The 19,081-nt window shown below is 45.0% G+C and carries 18 protein-coding genes; 16 read left to right on the top strand and 2 right to left on the bottom strand.

Annotation, left to right across the window (positions count from 1 at the left end):
• Positions 1 to 136: 136 nt before the first annotated feature.
• Positions 137 to 1,159 (bottom strand): formimidoylglutamase, encoded by a 1,023-nt coding sequence (locus tag IEY18_RS13655; protein WP_188921742.1) that lies wholly within the window; start codon positions 1,157 to 1,159, stop codon positions 137 to 139.
• Positions 1,160 to 1,493: 334 nt separating this feature from the next.
• The gene (gene rraA / locus IEY18_RS13650) at positions 1,494 to 1,979 is read right to left on the bottom strand and encodes a ribonuclease E activity regulator RraA (RefSeq protein WP_188921740.1); all 486 of its coding nucleotides are present in this window, start codon (positions 1,977 to 1,979) and stop codon (positions 1,494 to 1,496) included.
• A 325-nt stretch (positions 1,980 to 2,304) separates the two neighbouring features.
• Here rraA and IEY18_RS13645 point away from each other — a divergent pair, with 325 nt between their 5' ends.
• From IEY18_RS13645 to IEY18_RS13570, 16 genes are all read left to right on the top strand, one after another.
• The gene (locus IEY18_RS13645; RefSeq protein ID WP_188921738.1) at positions 2,305 to 2,559 is read left to right on the top strand and encodes a YgjV family protein; all 255 of its coding nucleotides are present in this window, start codon (positions 2,305 to 2,307) and stop codon (positions 2,557 to 2,559) included.
• Positions 2,560 to 2,659: 100 nt separating this feature from the next.
• A complete protein-coding gene (locus IEY18_RS13640) occupies positions 2,660 to 3,175 on the top strand; it encodes a phosphatase PAP2 family protein (RefSeq protein WP_188921736.1) in 516 nt (171 codons plus the stop codon).
• 53 nt (positions 3,176 to 3,228) lie between these two features.
• A complete protein-coding gene (locus IEY18_RS13635) occupies positions 3,229 to 4,272 on the top strand; it encodes an MJ1255/VC2487 family glycosyltransferase (RefSeq protein ID WP_188921734.1) in 1,044 nt (347 codons plus the stop codon).
• A gap of 197 nt (positions 4,273 to 4,469) precedes the next feature.
• Entirely contained in the window at positions 4,470 to 5,087 is a 618-nt protein-coding gene (locus IEY18_RS13630; protein WP_229779905.1) for a 3'-5' exonuclease, read from the top strand.
• 442 nt (positions 5,088 to 5,529) lie between these two features.
• Positions 5,530 to 6,777: a malic enzyme-like NAD(P)-binding protein gene (locus tag IEY18_RS13625; protein WP_188921732.1), complete on the top strand. Its 1,248-nt coding sequence runs from the start codon at positions 5,530 to 5,532 to the stop codon at positions 6,775 to 6,777.
• Between the two features lie 209 nt (positions 6,778 to 6,986).
• Positions 6,987 to 8,894, top strand: a complete 1,908-nt coding sequence (gene csrD / locus IEY18_RS13620; RefSeq protein WP_188921730.1) for an RNase E specificity factor CsrD — start codon at positions 6,987 to 6,989, stop codon at positions 8,892 to 8,894.
• A 260-nt stretch (positions 8,895 to 9,154) separates the two neighbouring features.
• Complete coding sequence (locus IEY18_RS13615) at positions 9,155 to 10,036, top strand: MSHA biogenesis protein MshI (protein ID WP_188921728.1); 882 nt, start codon at positions 9,155 to 9,157, stop codon at positions 10,034 to 10,036.
• A complete protein-coding gene (locus tag IEY18_RS13610) occupies positions 10,036 to 10,653 on the top strand; it encodes a PilN domain-containing protein (RefSeq protein ID WP_188921726.1) in 618 nt (205 codons plus the stop codon). The genes IEY18_RS13615 and IEY18_RS13610 overlap by 1 nt, the downstream gene beginning before the upstream one ends.
• Positions 10,650 to 11,297, top strand: a complete 648-nt coding sequence (locus IEY18_RS13605; RefSeq protein WP_373290748.1) for a type IV pilus inner membrane component PilO — start codon at positions 10,650 to 10,652, stop codon at positions 11,295 to 11,297. Before IEY18_RS13610 ends, IEY18_RS13605 begins: the two co-directional genes overlap by 4 nt.
• On the top strand, positions 11,278 to 11,610 hold the full coding sequence (locus IEY18_RS13600) for an MSHA biogenesis protein MshK (RefSeq protein WP_229779904.1): 333 nt from the start codon (positions 11,278 to 11,280) through the stop codon (positions 11,608 to 11,610). Before IEY18_RS13605 ends, IEY18_RS13600 begins: the two co-directional genes overlap by 20 nt.
• Positions 11,611 to 11,612: 2 nt before the next feature.
• Entirely contained in the window at positions 11,613 to 13,271 is a 1,659-nt protein-coding gene (mshL, locus tag IEY18_RS13595; protein ID WP_188921724.1) for a pilus (MSHA type) biogenesis protein MshL, read from the top strand.
• A 4-nt stretch (positions 13,272 to 13,275) separates the two neighbouring features.
• Positions 13,276 to 14,172 carry an ExeA family protein gene (locus tag IEY18_RS13590; protein WP_188921722.1) on the top strand — a complete coding sequence of 299 codons (897 nt, stop codon included), beginning with the start codon at positions 13,276 to 13,278 and terminating at the stop codon, positions 14,170 to 14,172.
• Positions 14,169 to 15,362, top strand: a complete 1,194-nt coding sequence (locus IEY18_RS13585) for a tetratricopeptide repeat protein (RefSeq protein WP_188921721.1) — start codon at positions 14,169 to 14,171, stop codon at positions 15,360 to 15,362. Before IEY18_RS13590 ends, IEY18_RS13585 begins: the two co-directional genes overlap by 4 nt.
• Entirely contained in the window at positions 15,362 to 17,104 is a 1,743-nt protein-coding gene (locus tag IEY18_RS13580; protein WP_188921719.1) for a GspE/PulE family protein, read from the top strand. The genes IEY18_RS13585 and IEY18_RS13580 overlap by 1 nt, the downstream gene beginning before the upstream one ends.
• Positions 17,105 to 17,106: 2 nt before the next feature.
• Complete coding sequence (locus IEY18_RS13575; protein ID WP_188921717.1) at positions 17,107 to 18,327, top strand: type II secretion system F family protein; 1,221 nt, start codon at positions 17,107 to 17,109, stop codon at positions 18,325 to 18,327.
• A gap of 118 nt (positions 18,328 to 18,445) precedes the next feature.
• Entirely contained in the window at positions 18,446 to 18,961 is a 516-nt protein-coding gene (locus tag IEY18_RS13570) for a hypothetical protein (protein ID WP_188921715.1), read from the top strand.
• Positions 18,962 to 19,081 lie beyond the last annotated feature (120 nt).

Genomic DNA, 19,081 nt, shown 5'->3' with positions numbered 1-19,081 from the left:
CATCACGTACGTTTGCTAAATCCTTGAACCACTAGTCTGTGATCGAGCTAGAGGTCTGGCATAGAGATCAGAAGAACATGAATGCATGCGCATTAGACCATAATATGCCAGTTTGTTGAATACTTGATGGCCCGACTTAAGAAGTACGTGCTTGAAGGTACACTAAGATCAATTCAGAAATTGCTTGTCCGACATCACGATTTCCAGCAGCTAAACCCGCATCATGGCAGCTCGGTGCAGCTTCAGCTAAATGTAAATAGTGACACGAGGTATTGCTCGCAATATGGTGAATGTATTTGCAGGCATCTAACAGCGGAACCCCAGCAAAAGTCGAAGCACTACTGGGCATTTTACTAATTGCGTCAACATCGAGCTCTAGCCCTACAGGTAGACCGCTGCTGAGCAGTTTGTCACTGATGTCTTGCAGAGCCTGTGGCAGAGGTATTTCTTGTCGAATCCAAATTTGCTGTAGTGTGTGCCAAGTGCCACCAAACGCTTGTAGTTGCGCGAGAGAAGTCTCGCTATTTTTTTGTTCGTGCAGTCCTAACACATGATAATGACTCAGTGCGCCAGTAGCTGCAGCATAGCTAAAACCATTGCCACTATGTCGACCCTCTCGAGGGCGGAAGTCACAATGTGGATCTAGATTTACAGCTGCAACCGGTCGACCTGTGTATTCTTTGGTTGCACTGATCAGGCCAAACGCATTGTTGTGACCACCACCGATCACGATAGGTTCAAGCCCAGCAGCCATAATTTGTTTCATCACTTCAATCACAAAGGTGTCGAGGGTATCGACTTGCTCCCGCAGGGCTTTTAAGTCCGTCTCTTTGTCTGAACTTGGTGCTGAAATTACGCCAAGGAGCGCGCAGTGCTCGCCTTTAAAGTAACGGTTGGATTGCAAGTTGATAAGGTATTCTACGCTGGTTGCAAAGGCATGGATGGAGCCGGCGCGCCCAAGATTTGCTAATGGACCCACATCTTCGGCGATGCCGATAATGGCGAACTTTGCGCCTTGTGCAGCAAGCTGTGCGAGTCCATCAGTTAGGGGCAGTTGCGGATCGAGTAGTAGCATCGACTGACCAAATTTAACTTCACCCTCTCGGAGCTGTAGCTGTGAATTTAACGTTTGCGCTGTATAAGGTAAAAACTTTGGCATGGGCTTGGTCACTCGCATGGCACAATAATTATATGAAAGTTCGGGCTTTTAATTGTTCTAAGCAACTTTCTGTTAGTTCTGCTGGTTCGCTAAATACTGCGCAGATCTTGAGTTAATTTCAATATCATCCTTCATTGTTGTTAGGAAACCGATATTTTGGGGATGGATGTGAGCTGGAAATAATCGCGATTTGTGGCTTGCTTTGAGACCGAGGTTTACGTTGAATTATGGATGCTTAAAATCTGTCGATAACTCTGCTAAAGGCTATTTTTGTTTTGCACAGATAAGTTCAAAGCCAGCAAAGGCTGGCTTTGAGTCATTTTTGCAGCATGACTTATTCGATATCTAATGCTTCGGGTGAAAGAATAATCCCAGTATTGTCGGCATAAATATGATCATCAGGTAAGAAAGTAACGCCGCCAAAATTGACTGGTATATCTGATTCTCCGCTCCCTTGCGTATCTGCGCCAACCGGGATGGAAGCCATGGCTTGAATTCCAATATCCATTTCTTCAATCGCGTCGACATCGCGAACGGAACCGTAAACAACAATCCCTTCCCAGTTATTGGTTACGGCGAGCTCAACAATAGTGGAATCAATAAGTGCGCGCCGAAGAGAGCCCCCACCGTCAATTAACAGGACTCGACCTTGGCCATCTTGCTGTAAGACTTCGACAATGAGTCCGTTGTCTTCGAAGCATTTTACTGTGCTAATTGCACCGCCAAATGAGCTACAACCCCCATAATTACTAAACATGGGTTCCACAACATCAACGACATCAAGATACATGTCGCAAAGTTCTGAGGTGTTGTATTCCATAGTTACTCTCCTGTTTTTCGAAGCGAGGTGAAATCACCTTGATTTCATTCGAGTATATAAGGGATTCATAAAAAGAAAAGCGTGTTCAATCACGCTGTGGTAGAAAATCAGTCCCAAACAGAAATGGTAGTAAAATTCCGTCAATACCTGCCTTATAACGATTAAAGTTTGAGCCGCGTCATTATATAACGTTTTTTAATTACAAATAGTGTCACAGTTTTGCTAGCATAGGCCCGAATTCAATTTAACTTTAATTTAAATTGCTTTAGGGGCAAGGATCCCTCAAACAAGCTTATGGATGGCAGAGGGCCTCAAGAGGTGCCTTATGGAAGGTTTAGATATCGTTGAAGTCGTGGGATATATGGCTTCAGTTATGGTGGCAATTTCACTGATGATGAAGAACATCGTCTGGTTACGTTGCCTTAATTTTGTGGGTTGTTCACTCTTTGTTGCTTACGGAATTGCAATTGCGGCTTGGCCTGTGGCTGGCATGAACGCATTTGTAGCTTGTATCAATGTGTACCATTTGGTCAAGCTTGCACGTAGCAAAGTACAAAAAGAAGAGCCAGTTGCAGCATAGTGACACAGTGAATGTGTCATAAAACTTTAGGGAAGACGTAACTTACTCGTAATAGGCTTTACTTAGGCTTCTAGTTCATTGCTAACTAGGAGCCTTTTTTATGTTCGAACACTTAACTCGTGCCGATGAGAGAATGTTCTTATGGGCAACAGAAACCGCCCAGCGTCACGGTTTGCAGTCAGCCGCTCGCTTCATATCTTGGACTGGGGATGGCCCGTTTTATCTCTACATTGCGTTTGGGTTTGTTGTATTTGATCCTTCCGGCTTGCAGCTCTTTAACCTCGCAATTGCCTCTTATCTGATTGATTTGCCTCTCTATTTTGCGCTTAAAAACTCAATTCGTCGTACGCGTCCGTGTCATCTCTCGCTTGGTATTGATAGCATTTTTGAGCCGTCAGACAAATTCAGTCTGCCTTCAGGCCACACCGCGGCTGCTTTTGTGATGGCGTCTTGTATTGTCATCGTGTTTCCAAGTTTCATGTGGATTGCCCTTGCTTGGGCATTGGCCATCGGGCTATCTCGTGTGGTCTTGGCGGTACACTTTCCTCTGGATATCGTGGCAGGCATTGCGTTAGGGGTTGCCAGTGTCAACCTAGCGCAGTTTTTATTTTTTTAAGAGAATTTAAGCGCTGTAAGCGGAATCCGCTCAATAGAGACAAGGAGTGTACATTGAAAATTCTATACGGCATTCAAGGCACAGGGAATGGGCATTTGACTCGAGCTAGGTTAATGGCTGCAGCTTTACACCGTAAGCATATTGCCGTGGACTTTTTCTTTTCTGGTCGTCAGCCCAATCAATTTTTTGATATGCAGTGTTTTGGCAACTATCAGGTGCAGCCAGGATTAACATTCGCGACGCGTAATGGTGAAGTGCAGTTGCTGAATACAGCTTTACAAAATTCACTGGTGCGAACACTTAAGGATGTCCATGATTTAGACTTAGCTGGCTATGACTTGGTGCTGAATGACTATGAACCCTTATCGGCGTGGGCGGCAAAGCGGCAAGGGATACCGTCGGTTGGGATCAGCCATCAAGCAGCGCTTAAGTATGATGTTCCCAAGATCGGTAACCATTGGTTTAACGAGGTGTTGCTCAACTATTTTGCACCAACAGATATTTCTCTTGGTTGTCATTGGCATCATTTTGGTTTTGAGATTCTACCGCCTTTTGTGGATACTGCCGAGCCACGAGCGCATCTAGATAATGCGATCCTAGTGTATCTTCCCTTTGAGAATCCTGTAGCGATAGTCAGTTTGTTAGCACAAATGCCAACTCAAAAGTTTTGGGTGTATCACGGTATACAGCCGCAACATATTCCCGATAATGTAACGTGGTTTGGCTTTAGTCGAGAAGGTTTTAAGCAGCACCTCGCGCAATGTGATGGCGTGATTAGCAGTGCAGGATTTGAGCTTATTAGTGAAGCATTGACCTTGGGGAAAAAACTATTAATCAAGCCTGTGCTCGGGCAATTTGAACAACTCTCGAATTTGGCTGCGCTCCAATTGCTTGGTGCAGCTGACGGCATGTCTCATTTAGATCTGCAGGCAGTTAAACGGTGGTTAAAGTCACCGTCACCAGAGCCTATTGCCTATCCGCAGGTTGGTGATGCTCTCGTTGATTGGCTGTTGGTGGGAGATTGGCATAACCGACAGCAGTTGTGTCAATCTCTTTGGCAGCAGGTTGACCTTCCCGCGACTTGGCGTAAAAAGTAAGCCATTTTTGTATCGTTGTTTATTAAGCGACTTATATTCTTAAAGTGTGCATTGCAACTCAAAGGAACAGTGTGGTTCTCGAGTTCTCCGACGTTCACACTGTTCACTTTCAAAAGCTAAGGTAAATAGTCAAGGTGCTAGGCAGCCATAGCTGCTAGCAGTTATCATGGTGTTTTATTTTGTCATAGAGTCTTACCGTGAGCGATCCAGCAAACTCAGTCGTTGTTCTCGATTTCGAAACTACCGGACTATCACCAACAATGGGTGACCGGGCAATTGAAGTCGGTGCCGTTCGTATTGAACAAGGAGAAATAACGGGCAGTTTTCAGCAGTTAATGAATCCAGGCTTTGCAATCAATTCATTTATTGAGGAATACACGGGGATTCGCAATGGCATGTTGGCCCATGCGCCAAGCTGTGAAGAAGTGATGGATCAATTTGCCGATTTTATCGGGGATGCAAACCTGATTGCCCACAATGCAAGCTTTGATCAACGTTTTCTTGATGCAGAGTTGGACGTCATCGGCCGCGGTTATGGCGGAGAGTTCGCATGTTCGATGCTCATCGCACGCCGCCTGTATCCTGATGCGCCAAATCATAAGTTAGCCAGTTTAGTTTCTTATAAGTCGATTGCGAATGACGGGGTATTTCACCGAGCGTTAGCAGATGCACAGGTTACCGCCCAATTATGGTTAACGATGCTCAACGACCTAGCGACTGAGTATCAAGTGAAACAACCAACATTTGCGATGATGCAAAAGCTATCACGTACTCCAAAGGCAAAACTGCATCGTTTTTTGCAAGCACAAATATAGTTTTAGTATGTTTGGCTTTGGTTTCGATCTAGAAAAGTGTCCTCTCGCTGTCGTTTGTGTGCGGCATTCCATCCCTTGCTCAAACAAGAAACAAATCCCACAGATACACAAAGTCGGGGTTCTCAGCCCTTGAGCGATTGAAAGCTGTAGATTGATTTCCGACCTCTCCTCTGAAGTATTGCCATATTCTTATGTATATTTTTTGCGGATAAGTTATCGCATTTTGTCTGATGGGCTTTGGATAAGTGTAAAAAAAAACACTTTACTAAGATATTTCCTCTGAATAGTGAAAATTTCCTTAGAAGTGTTTAAAAACTGACTTGATCGGCGTATGGTAGCAACCAGTTGTTAATGTGCTTTTTCATGAAGCAGAACAATGGTATGACCAATTGACAACTGACCCTTAGAACTCTAATAAAATATCGCGTTTCAGGACATAAAAATGGCAGATATACGTCAGCAAGCACTCGATTATCATGAATTCCCCGTACCAGGTAAAACCGCCGTTAGTATTACCAAGCCTGCTCAAACGAGCTTAGATTTAGCACTGGCCTACAGCCCCGGCGTAGCGGAGCCTGTGCGCGAAATTGCCTCTCAACCTGATGATGCTTATCGTTACACGAATAAAGGAAATAGTGTTGCAGTGATTTCAAATGGAACAGCAATTCTTGGATTGGGAAATCTTGGCCCTTTGGCATCTAAGCCCGTCATGGAAGGCAAGGCGCTTCTTTTTAAGCATTTTGCCAATATTGATGGGGTTGATATTGAAGTGAAGCATCGAACACCTGAAGAATTTGTGAATACGGTGGAAGCGATTGCGGATACTTTTGGTGGCGTAAACCTTGAAGATATCAAAGCGCCAGAGTGCTTTGAAATCGAAAAACAGTTAATTGAACGCTGCAATGTCCCTGTTTTCCATGATGATCAGCATGGAACTGCGATCGTAACGGCTGCTGGAATGATTAATGCGCTAGAAATCCAAGGCAAGAGCATTGAAACCGCAATATTTGTTTGTATGGGAGCGGGCGCTGCAGCAATCGCATGTATGACGATGCTCGTGAAATGTGGTGCGCTGCGAGAAAACGTTTATATGCTCGATCGCAAAGGGGTTCTGCATACGCGTCGTGAAGATATTAATGAATATAAAGCTTTGTTTGCCAATAATACGGATAAACGAACACTTCAAGACGTAATTCAAGGTGCCGATGTATTTTTAGGGCTATCTGGAGCAGACCTTTTAGCCCCAGAAGACATTGCGTTAATGGCAGAAAATCCAGTTATTTTCGCTTGTTCAAACCCTGACCCTGAAATCAGTCCCGAGCTTGCCCATGCCACACGCCAAGATTTGATCATGGGAACTGGCCGAAGTGATTATCCTAACCAAGTAAACAATGTTTTATGTTTCCCGTTTATTTTCCGTGGTGCTTTAGATGTGCGCGCTTCAAAAATTAACGATGAAATGAAAATTGCAGCAGTGCATGCGATAGCGGCGATCGCTAAAGAACCGGTGCCACAGTCGGTCTTGGATGCCTATGACGGCGTAGACTCTTTAAGCTTTGGTGCAGACTATGTTCTTCCTAAGCCAATGGATCCAAGGTTATTGCCTGCGGTTGCCAAAGCCGTAGCGAAAGCTGCTATTGACTCCGGGGTCGCAGCGCTTACCGACTTGCCTGACAATTATATGGCCTAGCGGGGGAGGCTAAACGCCGGGTGTCATTCATTGGGCGTGCTTGCCTATCGAGGTGCTCAACTGTCGCACCTGGTTACAAGTCTTTGATAAAGGAGCTTCGGCTCCTTTTTTGTTGGATGTAAATGGTATGTTGCCTTTTGGAGGTGGCTACTGAATAATCGATACGGAGCAGCTAAGTATAAAAATAAGAACTTAAGCGGATTGCAAAGATGAAGATGACGGGGATGTTAACGAAAAAGTTAACGGGTTTTTGGCTAATGTCTTTAGTCGCGGTAGCGTTTGTGTTTTTACTCACTGCGCTGACGAGCTTTGTTCAGTTATCTTATCGAGCGCAACAGCACAAAGTTGAAACCTTAGAACAAGTTTTACTGAGCCATCATCATCAGGACGCGAGCCAGCTCGATGAATGGTTATCGCCTTTGTTATCGGCCTATGATGCCGCTGAGTTGCGGTTATATCAAAACGATACGCTACATTATGAGTATCTGTCTTCAAGCCCTAAAACAAATCTTATTGAGTATGAGCGTTACCTTGACCGCGCGCGAACTCTCAGGCTCTATCTTGCTTTGCCTCAGCCTTTTGATAGCCATCAAGTGGGCATCTATGAAGTCATGATTGTACTTGTTGGTAGCCTCGCGGTTTTACTCTTTGTTCGCTTTGGCTTTAACTGGTTTAGTCAGCAACTCTATGGTGTTGAGGAGCTCTCGGCGCGGAGTCATTTAATTCTCAAAGGGAAGTTTGAAAAAGCTGCGGAGAAAAAAGGTTCAGGAAAACCGAGAATTATTAACCGAGCTCTGACTCGTTTGTTGGAAGAGCTGATAGACGCAAAGAAAGAGCGTTCACGGTTTGATAAGTTTATTCGTTCCAACACATTTCTAGATACAGAAACGCGCATTGGTAATCGCCTATTTTTTAAAAATAGGCTTGATGCGCTGTCGAGTCATCAAGGCATGATGGGCCATGGCGTGCTGTATTTGTTAGAGATGGAGGATATCGATTTTCTACAACAGCAATTGGGGCATGAATTGGTCTCTGAACTGTTAATCGCCAACGTGAGTGGTATTAACCAATTGCTGCATTCTCAGCCAGGCTCGATCTTTGCGCGTCGCTCGACAAATCAATTTGCAATTGTTATTCCTCAAGTCTCCCTTAAAGAAGCTGACCAATTGGCCGTTAAACTATTGAAAGTGTGTCTGAGCAACTTGCTACAAGAAGGCAAGCAAGGTGAGAGCACTTATTATATTGGTGGGGCTTACTTCAAGGCCGGAGATGACAAAATTCAGTTGCTAGAAGAAGCCGATATGGCTTTAAAAGCAGCGCAATTGCAGGGCAGTAGTAACTGGTTTATTTATGATAAAGGGGTGATTGACAGCGAGCTGGCAAAGGGGTCCGTGCGTTGGCGTAGCTTCTTAGAGAATTCATTGGTTGAGCAGAGATTTGTTGCTTTCACGCAAGATGTCGTGAACAGTGAGGAGCTCATTGACCACAAAGAAGTTTTCACACGAGTTCGTGATCGAAGCAATCAATTAGTTCGAGCGACTCTATTTATTCCAATGGCTGTGAAGTGCGGTTTAATGCCGCAAATTGAGCGGCGAATTATTGAAAACGTATTGTTTTCATTGCTTACAAAGCGTGAAAACCAACATGCAACTTATAGCATTAATTTGAGTCTAGACTCTTTGAAAAGTCGAGCGTTTGTCCGTTGGTTGCAGACAAGTTTATTGGAGCAACGACATTTAGCAGAGCGTTTAATCTTCGAGGTGAGTGAGTCTGTCGTCGTGCAGCATCAAGACGCGCTTGAACCAACACTAAACATGATCCGTAAGATGGGGGCAAAGCTTTGTGTTGATCATGTCGGCTTGCAAGTTGTGAGTACGCAATATATTAAGCAATTGCATTTTGATCAGATAAAGTTACATCGCGCGGTTGTTAGACAAATACATTTACGTCAGGAAAACCAGTTGTTTGTGAGGAGTTTGGTTGCTGGCCTATATCGAACGCAAGTGCAAGTCTTGGCCGAGGGAGTCGAGGAAGAGGGAGAGTGGCAGACCTTGCAAGCCCTAGGCATTATTGCCGCCCAAGGCAGTTTCTTTAATGATCCGCAAGAAGTGGTATAAACAGTTTAAGTAAATAAATGGACGAGATTGGGCTAGGTTAAAATATGGGGGATACCGCATGCGGCAAAATTCACCAATTTTACCTGTAAAATAAGTCAATTAGTGACTACAATGCCAATTATTATTCTAAGCAAAATTAGTCGTATCTTGCTTTAAATATTGTCCTTTTCGGGAATGCATCTGCGCAGTCAATACATGGTTTTTATACTATTGCAGGCGCGGCTTTGTTTTTATATTTCAAATGGATATGTTTAATTTTTATGGGTAAAAGTCTGGCGAATCAGTTCGCATTTTGGAAAAAATCATCTGCGAAAACTGAGATAGGTGTCTATCTTAGCGAGACTCGACTTTGTGTTTTTTGCCCTGCGACAGCAACGGAACCTGAGAAATATCAGACTTTTGAGCTGCAAAATAATGATTGGCATGATGCTTTTGCTCAAGTGGCTAAGCATTGTCCTGCAAGCAAGATGCATATTACGCTTGCAGCAAGCTTGTATCAGGTCATTTTAGCCGATAAGCCCGCAGTGGATGATGCTGAAATTCCTCAGGCACTGCTCTGGGCCGTGAAGGATTTGGTCAGTGTGCCAGTGGCAAACATTCACCTCGACTATTTCGCGTCTCCCATTGCAAGTATTGCAAAAATTAATGTGGTCGTTGTTGATAAGACGATGATGCAAAGTATTGCTGCCGCAGCTGAGCAGCATGATTTGTTGATTGCTGGTGTGAGTATCGAAGAGCTAATCCTAAGTAATTTAACGCGAGAGGATGAAGCCTCTCGTATGTTGATTTGTCATTTGCCAGAACAAGAGCTGTTGTTAACGGTCATTCGTCAAGGCGAGCTTTATATGCAGCGACGGATCCGGGGGTTTAATCAGGTTGACAAGAGCTCTGCCGATGAGTTGAGTTACGGAAGTGCAGACAACCTGAGTTTAGAAATTCAACGTTCGATGGATTACTACGAAAGTCAACTTCGCCAGCCACCAGTGAATGAAATCCAAATATTGATGGAAGGTGAAGCTGCTGCTTTAGCTCAATTGGTTGCAGTGAACTTTAATCAAACCGTTTGCGCACTGGATAAAACGAGCGTTGCTGAAAGAATTGCCCAATTATCATTCGGCGAGTTTGCGCGGGAGGCTGTGTAATGTCGGCAAACAAAACCCGAATCAATTTATATTCAGATGCTTTGCTTCCGGTAAAGCTTCGCCTTTCGTTCCAGCGCTTAATGGTATGGAGCCTTGTATTTTTAATGATCGTTTGTGGTTTGAACGGATTGGGTTATTGGCAACTTGAAAACCAAAAATCAGCACTCGCTGCAGCTAATGTGGAAAAGCAGATTCATGACAATGAAATAGCTCAGCTTAACGCACAAATCGCTGCGCATACAGCCGACAAAAAGCTTGTCAAACGTGTAGAGGTTGATCAGCAGCAACTCGACCTGAAACGGCTACTTTTAAATGAATTGAGCCAAAGAGAGAATATGACCAGCCAAGGATACTCATTAATGATGCGTGAATTGGCACAAGTGGCGGATGCAAATGTTTGGCTTGAAAGAATTCAGGTGGATGAGAGCCAATATATATTCCAAGGCTATAGCAAATATCCGGATAGTGTCCCACGTTGGATTGACAAATTAGCCGAAACCCAGTCATTAAAAGGTCATGCGTTTGCAACCATGAGCATGAAGAAAAGTGATAGCCACCCCTTGTCTTTTACGTTAACCAGCACGCTTGAAGCTGCGGATAAGGTGAAGGTGCAATGATGAAGCAATGGGCACAAAAGTTTGATCAATTGACTCGACGTGAGCGCGGCCTGATTGCCGGCGCTGTTTTTGTCTTCATCGGTATGCTCGGATACTTGCCACTGGAATCCACATTTTTGGCTTATCAACAGTCCACAAATAGTACCAATCAAATTACACAAGAAAACGGCTACGCAGTGCAGCAAATAGAGTTGCTTAAGCAAAGGTTAGCAATCGATCCCAACAGAGGCGTTATCGCGCGGCAACAAGAGATTGCAAAGCAAATGAAAGCGGTTGAAGAGCAGCTCGCGTTTGAAATGGTCGATATGGTTCCTGCTGATCACATGCCCCAATTGCTGTCAGACTTGTTGGCAAAGGTTAAAGGCATTCGCCTACAGAGTTTTACTTCAATCCCACCAGTTCCTTTGATTGAAGTTGGCGAGCAAGAAAAAATGAACTTGTATAGCCACGGGATCCAGCTCGTTGTGAAGGGCGACTATTTTTCTATTCTCAAGTTTATCCAATCTGTTGAAGCGATGCCCGACAAAATGTACTGGAAACGAATGGACTATCAGGTGGAGCGTCATCCGAATAGCTTGGTGACGCTAGAGATATATACGCTAAGCATTAATGAGGACTTTATTAGTGTTGCAAGCCAAAATTAGCCAAATACTAGCGTTTATGTTGGTGTGTGTTGCAGTGGCAGCCCAAGGGGAGCAACTGCGAGACCCAACTTTACCGAGCGTTGTCGTCGGAACCAGTTCAGCACAAAATGCTGCTCCGAAAACTCAAATCGTACTGCAAAGTGTGATGCGCGCGGGAAAAGGTTCGAGTGCGGTTATTAATGGTCGCATTTATGAGGTCGGTGACCGAGTACTCGGCAGTAAAATTCGCAGAATCGACGCAGACTCTGTAACCCTGAGTAGTGGAAGAAAGTTTAAATTGTTTGAAGCAATCACAGAGAGTGTAGGAAAATAGAAATGACTTTCAAAAAATCAATCATGTCTCTGCTCGTGCTATGTTTAGTCGCTTGTCAGTCTACTGACAGGCCGCAGCCAGAAGCTTCAAAGCAAGAACTCAAGCAGCTAACGACAACCGCAGAAAAGCCCAAAGTGGTACCTCCGCCAGCAAGTCTTCCTCTGGGGGTGCAACAAGAATTAACTGCGCAAGGGCTGCTGTCTGGTATTGCACCAGTCACACAAACTGAGCGTCGCATTGATGTGTCTGCAAGTGATGTTGATGCAAAAGTATTCTTCCCCAGCTTGGTGGCTGGAACGCCGTTTAGCATGGCCGTTCACCCTCAGGTCGAAGGTCGTATTTCGCTCTCACTGAAAGGCGTGACCTTAAGCGAAGTAATGCAGGTTGTAGAAGATATCTACGGCTATGAAATTAGCCGACAGGGAAAAATATTAAGAGTCTTCCCTGCAGGAATGCGTACCGAAACATTTGCATTGAATTACCTGTATATGGAGCGGCAAGGCTTGTCGATGACCTCCGTTACTTCGGGCAGGATCTCCGATGAAAACGAATCGGGCTCAGACAATAATAACGGTGACAATGGCAATAGCGGCAATAATTCCAACAGCAGTAATGGTGAAAGTAATACTGGTAGCAATGGCACTTTTATCTCTTCAAAAACTAAATCTGATTTTTGGTCGGATTTGCAAACCACGCTAGAGTCAATTGTTGGCAGTAAGTCTGGTGGACGCCGTGTCATGATTTCTCCGCTTGCAGGGCTAGTGACTGTGCGAGCTCTTCCCGATGAACTTCGTCAAGTGAGTCACTTTCTAAAAACTGCGGAGACGCATTTGCAAAGGCAGGTTGTTTTAGAAGCGAAGATTATCGAAGTGACCCTCTCTGACGGTTATCAGCAAGGGATTAATTGGCAGCAAGTCGCGGGCGGTAGCGGTGATAAAGCGATTACCTTCTCGACCTCTGCAGGAAACGCATTCGGTGATGCGATTTCTACTGCGCTTGGTGGCGCAGCAACGATTGGTATCGATAAGGATGGCGATTTTTCCGCTGTGGTAAGCCTACTCGATACACAAGGGGACGTTGATGTACTCTCGAGCCCGAGAGTGACCGCTTCGAACAATCAAAAAGCGGTAATTAAAGTGGGCACGGATGAGTACTTTGTTACTGAGGTTTCATCAACCACGGTTGCGGGAACAACACCAGTAACAACGCCTGAAGTCGAATTAACGCCATTCTTTTCTGGGATTGCGCTTGATGTTACACCGCAAATTGATGGCGAAGGTAATGTCTTGTTGCATATCCATCCCTCCGTTATCGATGTGCAAGAACAAACCAAAATTGTCAAAATATCTGACAGCGATCTAGAGCTACCACTCGCCCAAAGTGACATTCGAGAGTCGGATACCATTATTAAAGCTGCATCCGGAGAGGTTGTCGTGATTGGTGGCTTAATGAAGAGTGAGAATGTCGAACTTGTATCTAAAGTTCCTTTCCTTGGAGATATTCCTTATTTAGGTGAAGCATTTACTAACCGGAGCAAGAAGGCCAAGAAGACAGAGCTTGTGATTCTCTTGAAACCGACGGTTGTCGATGGCAATACTTGGAAGCAAGAATTACAGCGTTCGAAGAAACTTTTGGATCGCTGGTACCCAGAAGGGCCGTAATTCAATGTATTTGACTCACTTTGGACTAAATCAGGCACCATTCTCACTTACGCCAAATACAGGCTTCTTTTTTGGGTTAACGCCCCATGTAGAAGCGCTACAAGTATTGCAAACGGCGTTGCAGACAGGTGAAGGGTTTATCAAAGTGACTGGTGAAGTGGGGACGGGAAAAACCCTGATTTGCCGTAAGTTAATGAACGATTTGCCTGAGAAATATCGCTGCGCTTATTTACCCAATCCTTACCTTTCTCCCGACGAGTTGCGCTGGGCAGTTGCAAAAGAGCTCGGTCTCCAATATTCAGAGAATTTAGACCAGCAGCAGCTCACGGGGATGATCCAGCAGCAACTAATGGCGTTGAGTGCCCATGGTAATGCTGTGATTCTTGTGCTCGATGAGGCGCAAGCTTTGCCCAATGAGAGCTTAGAAGCATTGCGTCTTTTTACGAATTTAGAAACAGAGAACCGTAAGCTTTTACAAGTTGTTTTATTCGGTCAGCCTGAGCTTGATGAACGGCTCCAAAGCAGTGATTTTAGACAATTACGCCAACGCATAACTTTTAGTTATAAATTGCGCCCATTAACAATGGAAGAAACCCAGGCTTATATTCAATATCGCATGGGAATTGCTGGTTATGGGGGAGATGGTGTATTTGATAAACGTAGTTTACGAATGCTGCATCGAATGTCTCGAGGGATCCCCCGTCTTATTAATATTATCGCCCATAAAGCGCTCATGTTGACCTATGGCTGTGGTCATCACAAAGTGAGCTTTCAACATTTGAAAGACGCAGTTGAAGATACTGAAGATGCCGTATCTGTAAATGCCAGCTGGCAGCCGAAGCTCATGGCGTTATTATTTGTGCTCACCCTCGGCGCCATTTTTGTGAAGGTAAGTCTATGAGTGTGATAAATCAAATGCTCAAAGACCTAGACACCCGCCAGCAGCCCCATGCTGTTGAGCAGGTGCCAGCCGTACGAGTGCCGCCACAAACTAAAAAACAAGGTTATTCGGTATTATTTGCGGCTTGCGCTGTGTCACTGACTCTTGGCGGTGCCGCCGTTTTTGGTTATCAATATTGGCAGAGTTTAAAAGCGGATATTGCGTCACCCTCGGCCACTTCTTATGTGGAACACACACAAAAGAAGGCAGAAAAAGCAACCGAAGAACACACGATTCAGCCTGCCATGATTGATGGAAACAACGCGGCGATAGCCAGTCGTGAACCTACCGATACAGAGTTGGTCGATAAGATTCAGAACAAAGGTTCTCATGCTTCGGGGGCAGAGCAACTTGCTATGGCTGAGGTCACACCGATTCAAGAGCGTGTCGCGTCTTTTGCAAGTGAAAAGGAAGCTAGGCAAACCCAAACTCAAACCCAAGTTCCGCAACCTAAATCCCCCCAAGTAGCCAAAGTTGCAGCGAAAGTTGCACAACCAGTCACCAAGAAAGTCGCTGTTGTAAAGTCGCCGTCCGTTGCTCCCGTCAACATGGCGGTGAAGGAAGTTAAACTTTCAGCCAAAGAGCTTGGTCAGAAGTCAGCGCAAGCGGCGAAACGGGCTGAGAGCCTTGGTCGTTTAGATGAAGCAATAGCTGCATACAATCAAACCTTGGTATTGAATGCAGCCGATCATCAAACTCGCAAACAATTAGCTGCGCTTTATTTCGGGCGAAATCAGCTGCCACAGGCTGCAACCGTGTTGACTCAGGGCTTGGTTCTTTACCCTGATAATTCCGAGCTTTCATTGTTGTTATCGCGTGTGCATCAAGCATCAGGTGATTTTAAACAAGCGATTGCCGTACTGACTGATATTCCTGACTTCGGCGATTTTGCCCGTCAGAAGTGGCTTCAGCAGACCGATCTTGCCCAAAAAGTAGGGGACAACCCGCTTGCAGAGAAGGCATATCGGCAGCTTGTACGTGCTGAGCCCAATCAAGGGCGATGGTGGATGGGACTTGCCCATGCACTGGACTCACAGCAAAAATATACCGATGCCAAAGCAGCTTATCAGTTTGCGTTAACCAAGTCGGGTTTATCGGCACAAGCCGCAGAATACATTGAAGCACGACTTGTGCAGTTAGGAGATAGTTAATGAAGCCAAAGTTGAAGATGCGTCTAGGTGATTTGCTAGTACAAGAGCTGATCATTACTGAATCGCAGCTGCAGCAAGCGCTATCACAGCAGCGTACTTCAGGCAGAAAGCTAGGCTATACGCTGATTGAGCTTGGCAGTATTACTGAAGAGCAGTTGCTGCAATTTTTATCTCAACAGCTCAATATCCCTTATTTAGATATTAGTAAGCGTGCAATTTCTCCTGATGTGGTTGGGCTTTTACCTGAGGTGCAAGCTCGCCGTTACCGAGCGTTGGTCGTCGAAGATCGAGGCGACAGCGCATTGATTGCAATGAGCGATCCTGCTGATTTACAAGCATTAGACAATATTGAGGCGCAACTAGCTCCTCGGACGATTGAGCTAGCGGTAGTTCCTGAGCAGCAATTGCTAGAAGCGTTCGATAACTTATATCGCTTGACCGGTGAGATTGCTGAGATTGCAGGCAAGCTTGAAGAAGAATATGCCGCTGATGACATGTTCGATTTGGCGAGCTTAACTGAGTCTGATAGTGATAATGAAACTACGGTTGTCCGACTTTTACAGACGATTTTTGAAGACGCCGTAAAAATGCGTGCTTCTGATATTCATATTGAACCCGGTGAAAAAGTACTTCGGATCCGCCAGCGTATTGATGGGCAGTTACAAGAGACCGTATTGCAAGAGGTGAATATTGCAGCAGCTTTGGTACTGCGTCTAAAGCTCATGTCTGGGCTCGATATTTCTGAGAAACGCTTGCCACAAGATGGTCGTTTCCATATGGAAGTGAAAGGGCACAAAATTGATGTGCGGATGTCGACGATGCCGATATATCATGGTGAGTCGGTTGTCATGCGTTTGCTGGATCAATCCGCTGGCCTGTTAACTTTGAACGAAACCGGAATGCCACCGCACATTTTAGAGCGCATCCGTAAACAAATTAAACGTCCCCATGGCATGTTGCTTGTAACGGGGCCCACGGGTAGTGGTAAAACCACAACACTGTATGGGATCCTAAGTGAGCTCAACAGCGCGGATACCAAAATTATTACTGTTGAAGACCCGGTTGAATATCAGTTACCACGGATCAATCAGGTGCAGATCAACCATAAAATTGGCCTCGATTTTTCCAACGTGCTACGAACAACATTACGTCAAGACCCCGACATTATCATGGTGGGTGAGATGCGGGACCAAGAAACCGCAGAGATTGGTTTACGCGGCGCTTTGACGGGTCACTTTGTACTTTCTACTTTGCACACCAATGATGCGGTGACTAGTGCTTTGCGTTTGTTGGATATGGGTGCTGCACCGTATCTGGTGGCGAGTGCGCTACGTGTAATTATCGCCCAGCGCCTTGTTCGTCGCGTTTGTCAAAATTGTGCTGTTGATTATCAACTGAATTTACAAGACAAAGCTTGGGTGAATAGCGTAACAGAGCGAGATTTCTCGCAAGCCAAACTTCGCAAGGGGCTGGGGTGTCAAAGCTGTAATAGCACCGGTTATCGTGGTCGAATCGGTGTCTTTGAAGTGCTTGAACTCGATGAAACCATGATTGAGGCGATGCGAACAGGCAATCCACAAGACTTTATTAATGCAGCAAATAACAGCCCCAATTTTACGCCGCTACTTGATTCGGCATTGGCGTATTTAGAGAAGGGCATGACGACCATTGAAGAGGTTGCAAAACTCGCAGAAGATATGAGTGAATTACCTGTAAACACTGAAGAAGTGGGTATGGCTTAAATATGCCGACTTATCAGTATCGAGGGCGAAATGCCCAGGGCGAACAAGTCACAGGAAAGCTGGAGGCTGCGACTGAAAATGCCGCGGCAGACCAGTTATTGTCGCGTGCGGTCATTCCACTTGAGGTCAACCTTTCCAAAGAAAAGTCTGCAATTACGTTCGCGAGTATTTTTGGGCGTAAAGTGAGCCTTGATGAATTACAGATCTTTACGCGTCAAATGTACTCGTTGACACGTAGTGGTATTCCCATTTTACGTGCCATTGCCGGTTTGTCAGAAACGACCCATTCACAGCGAATGAAAGACGCGTTGAATGATATTTCGGAGCAGTTGACCGCGGGACGGCCATTATCTTCAGCAATGAACCAACATGGTGACGTCTTTGATGCGCTCTTTGTGTCTATGGTCCATGTCGGGGAGAACACCGGTAAGCTCGAAGATGCATTTATTCAATTATCCGGTTATATCGAACGAGAGCAAGAGACTCGACGCCGAATTAAAGCGGCAATGCGTTATCCTATTTTTGTTTTAGCCGCGATTGCGATTGCCATGGTTGTCCTCAATATTATGGTAATCCCTAAGTTTGCGGATATGTTCTCTCGCTTTGGCGCAGAGCTTCCTTGGGCGACGAAGCTGCTAATTGCTACATCGAATGCATTTGTGAACTATTGGCCATTGATGTTGATAGGCTTGGTTGGCACCATTATTGGCATTCGTGTCTGGCTCAAAACAGAAAAAGGTGAGCAACAATGGGATCGTTGGAAGCTACATATTCCTGCGGTGGGCAGTATTATTGAGCGCTCGACACTCTCTCGTTACTGTCGAAGTTTTTCGATGATGCTGAGTGCAGGCGTCCCCATGACGCAAGCATTGAGTTTAGTGGCAGATGCCGTTGATAATGCCTATATGCACGATCGAATCGTGGCAATGCGTCAAGGTATTGAGTCAGGAGATTCAATGCTTCGAGTGTCGAATCAGAGTAAATTGTTTACGCCTTTGGTATTGCAAATGGTTGCTGTGGGTGAAGAAACGGGTCAAATTGATCAATTGCTAAATGATGCCGCTGACTTTTACGAAGGCGAAGTGGACTATGACTTGAAAAACTTAACTGCAAAACTGGAGCCCGTTTTGATTGGAATTGTTGCCGGTATTGTTCTGATCTTAGCGTTAGGTATCTATTTGCCGATGTGGGATATGTTGAATGTCGTGAAAGGTGGTCAATAATACGTCATCTTTTGTAAACATTGTTTTAGGGTTAACTCTTTCGAGTCGCACTAAATGTTGATTTTTTCTAGACGTCACTCTAGGTGTTTTGTTTTATATTTATGATAGATAAGGGATTATGTTAAAGCAGCAGCAAGCGGAAGGTGAATTGCTTAGTGTGTATGGCAAGCTTATTGCTATAACCATCATAGCAATGGTATTGGCTGTTTTTAGCTATCGTTACTTTGATCAAGTTGAACGTGTTTCAGCGCAGGGGCAAAGTATAGAGCACCAACGCTTGCTCCGTATCTTGGTGACATTGAAGTCCCAATGGCTTTCAAAAGGGCAGCCAAGATACTTGAATTTGGATTGGCACCAAGTGATACCTGCGACGGCTAATTCCAAGTCGCCTCGAGAGATACAATTTGTAAAAATGTCTCGTCAGGGGTGGCCGATACCAGATTTTGAGACCGTTCAGGGATGTACAAAACTTTGGTCTGCGTTAATGGGCAAGGAAATTGATGCCGATATTGATGTAAAGTATCAATCTCAGCAATCAGTTTGTCGATATGTGTTTGATTCAGGGTATAGCGTAAGCTACCAACTGAGTTCAGGAAGAGTGATATATACAGCGAATGGGCAAAAGGTACCTTAATTTGCTTTGTATTTAGCCGTAAATGTCGTTCGTAAGTATTAATGTGATGCAATTTCAATAAGATGTTGCTAGATTTGAAACAGTAACTCTTGTATTTCCCTTGAGTGGTTGGGGAAAATC

The sequence above is a fragment of the Shewanella gelidii genome (assembly GCF_014647855.1).
In the GTDB taxonomy this organism is placed as follows: domain Bacteria; phylum Pseudomonadota; class Gammaproteobacteria; order Enterobacterales; family Shewanellaceae; genus Shewanella; species Shewanella gelidii.
Note: the sequence above shows the minus strand (reverse complement) of the source record. Positions and strands in the feature narration are given on the sequence as shown.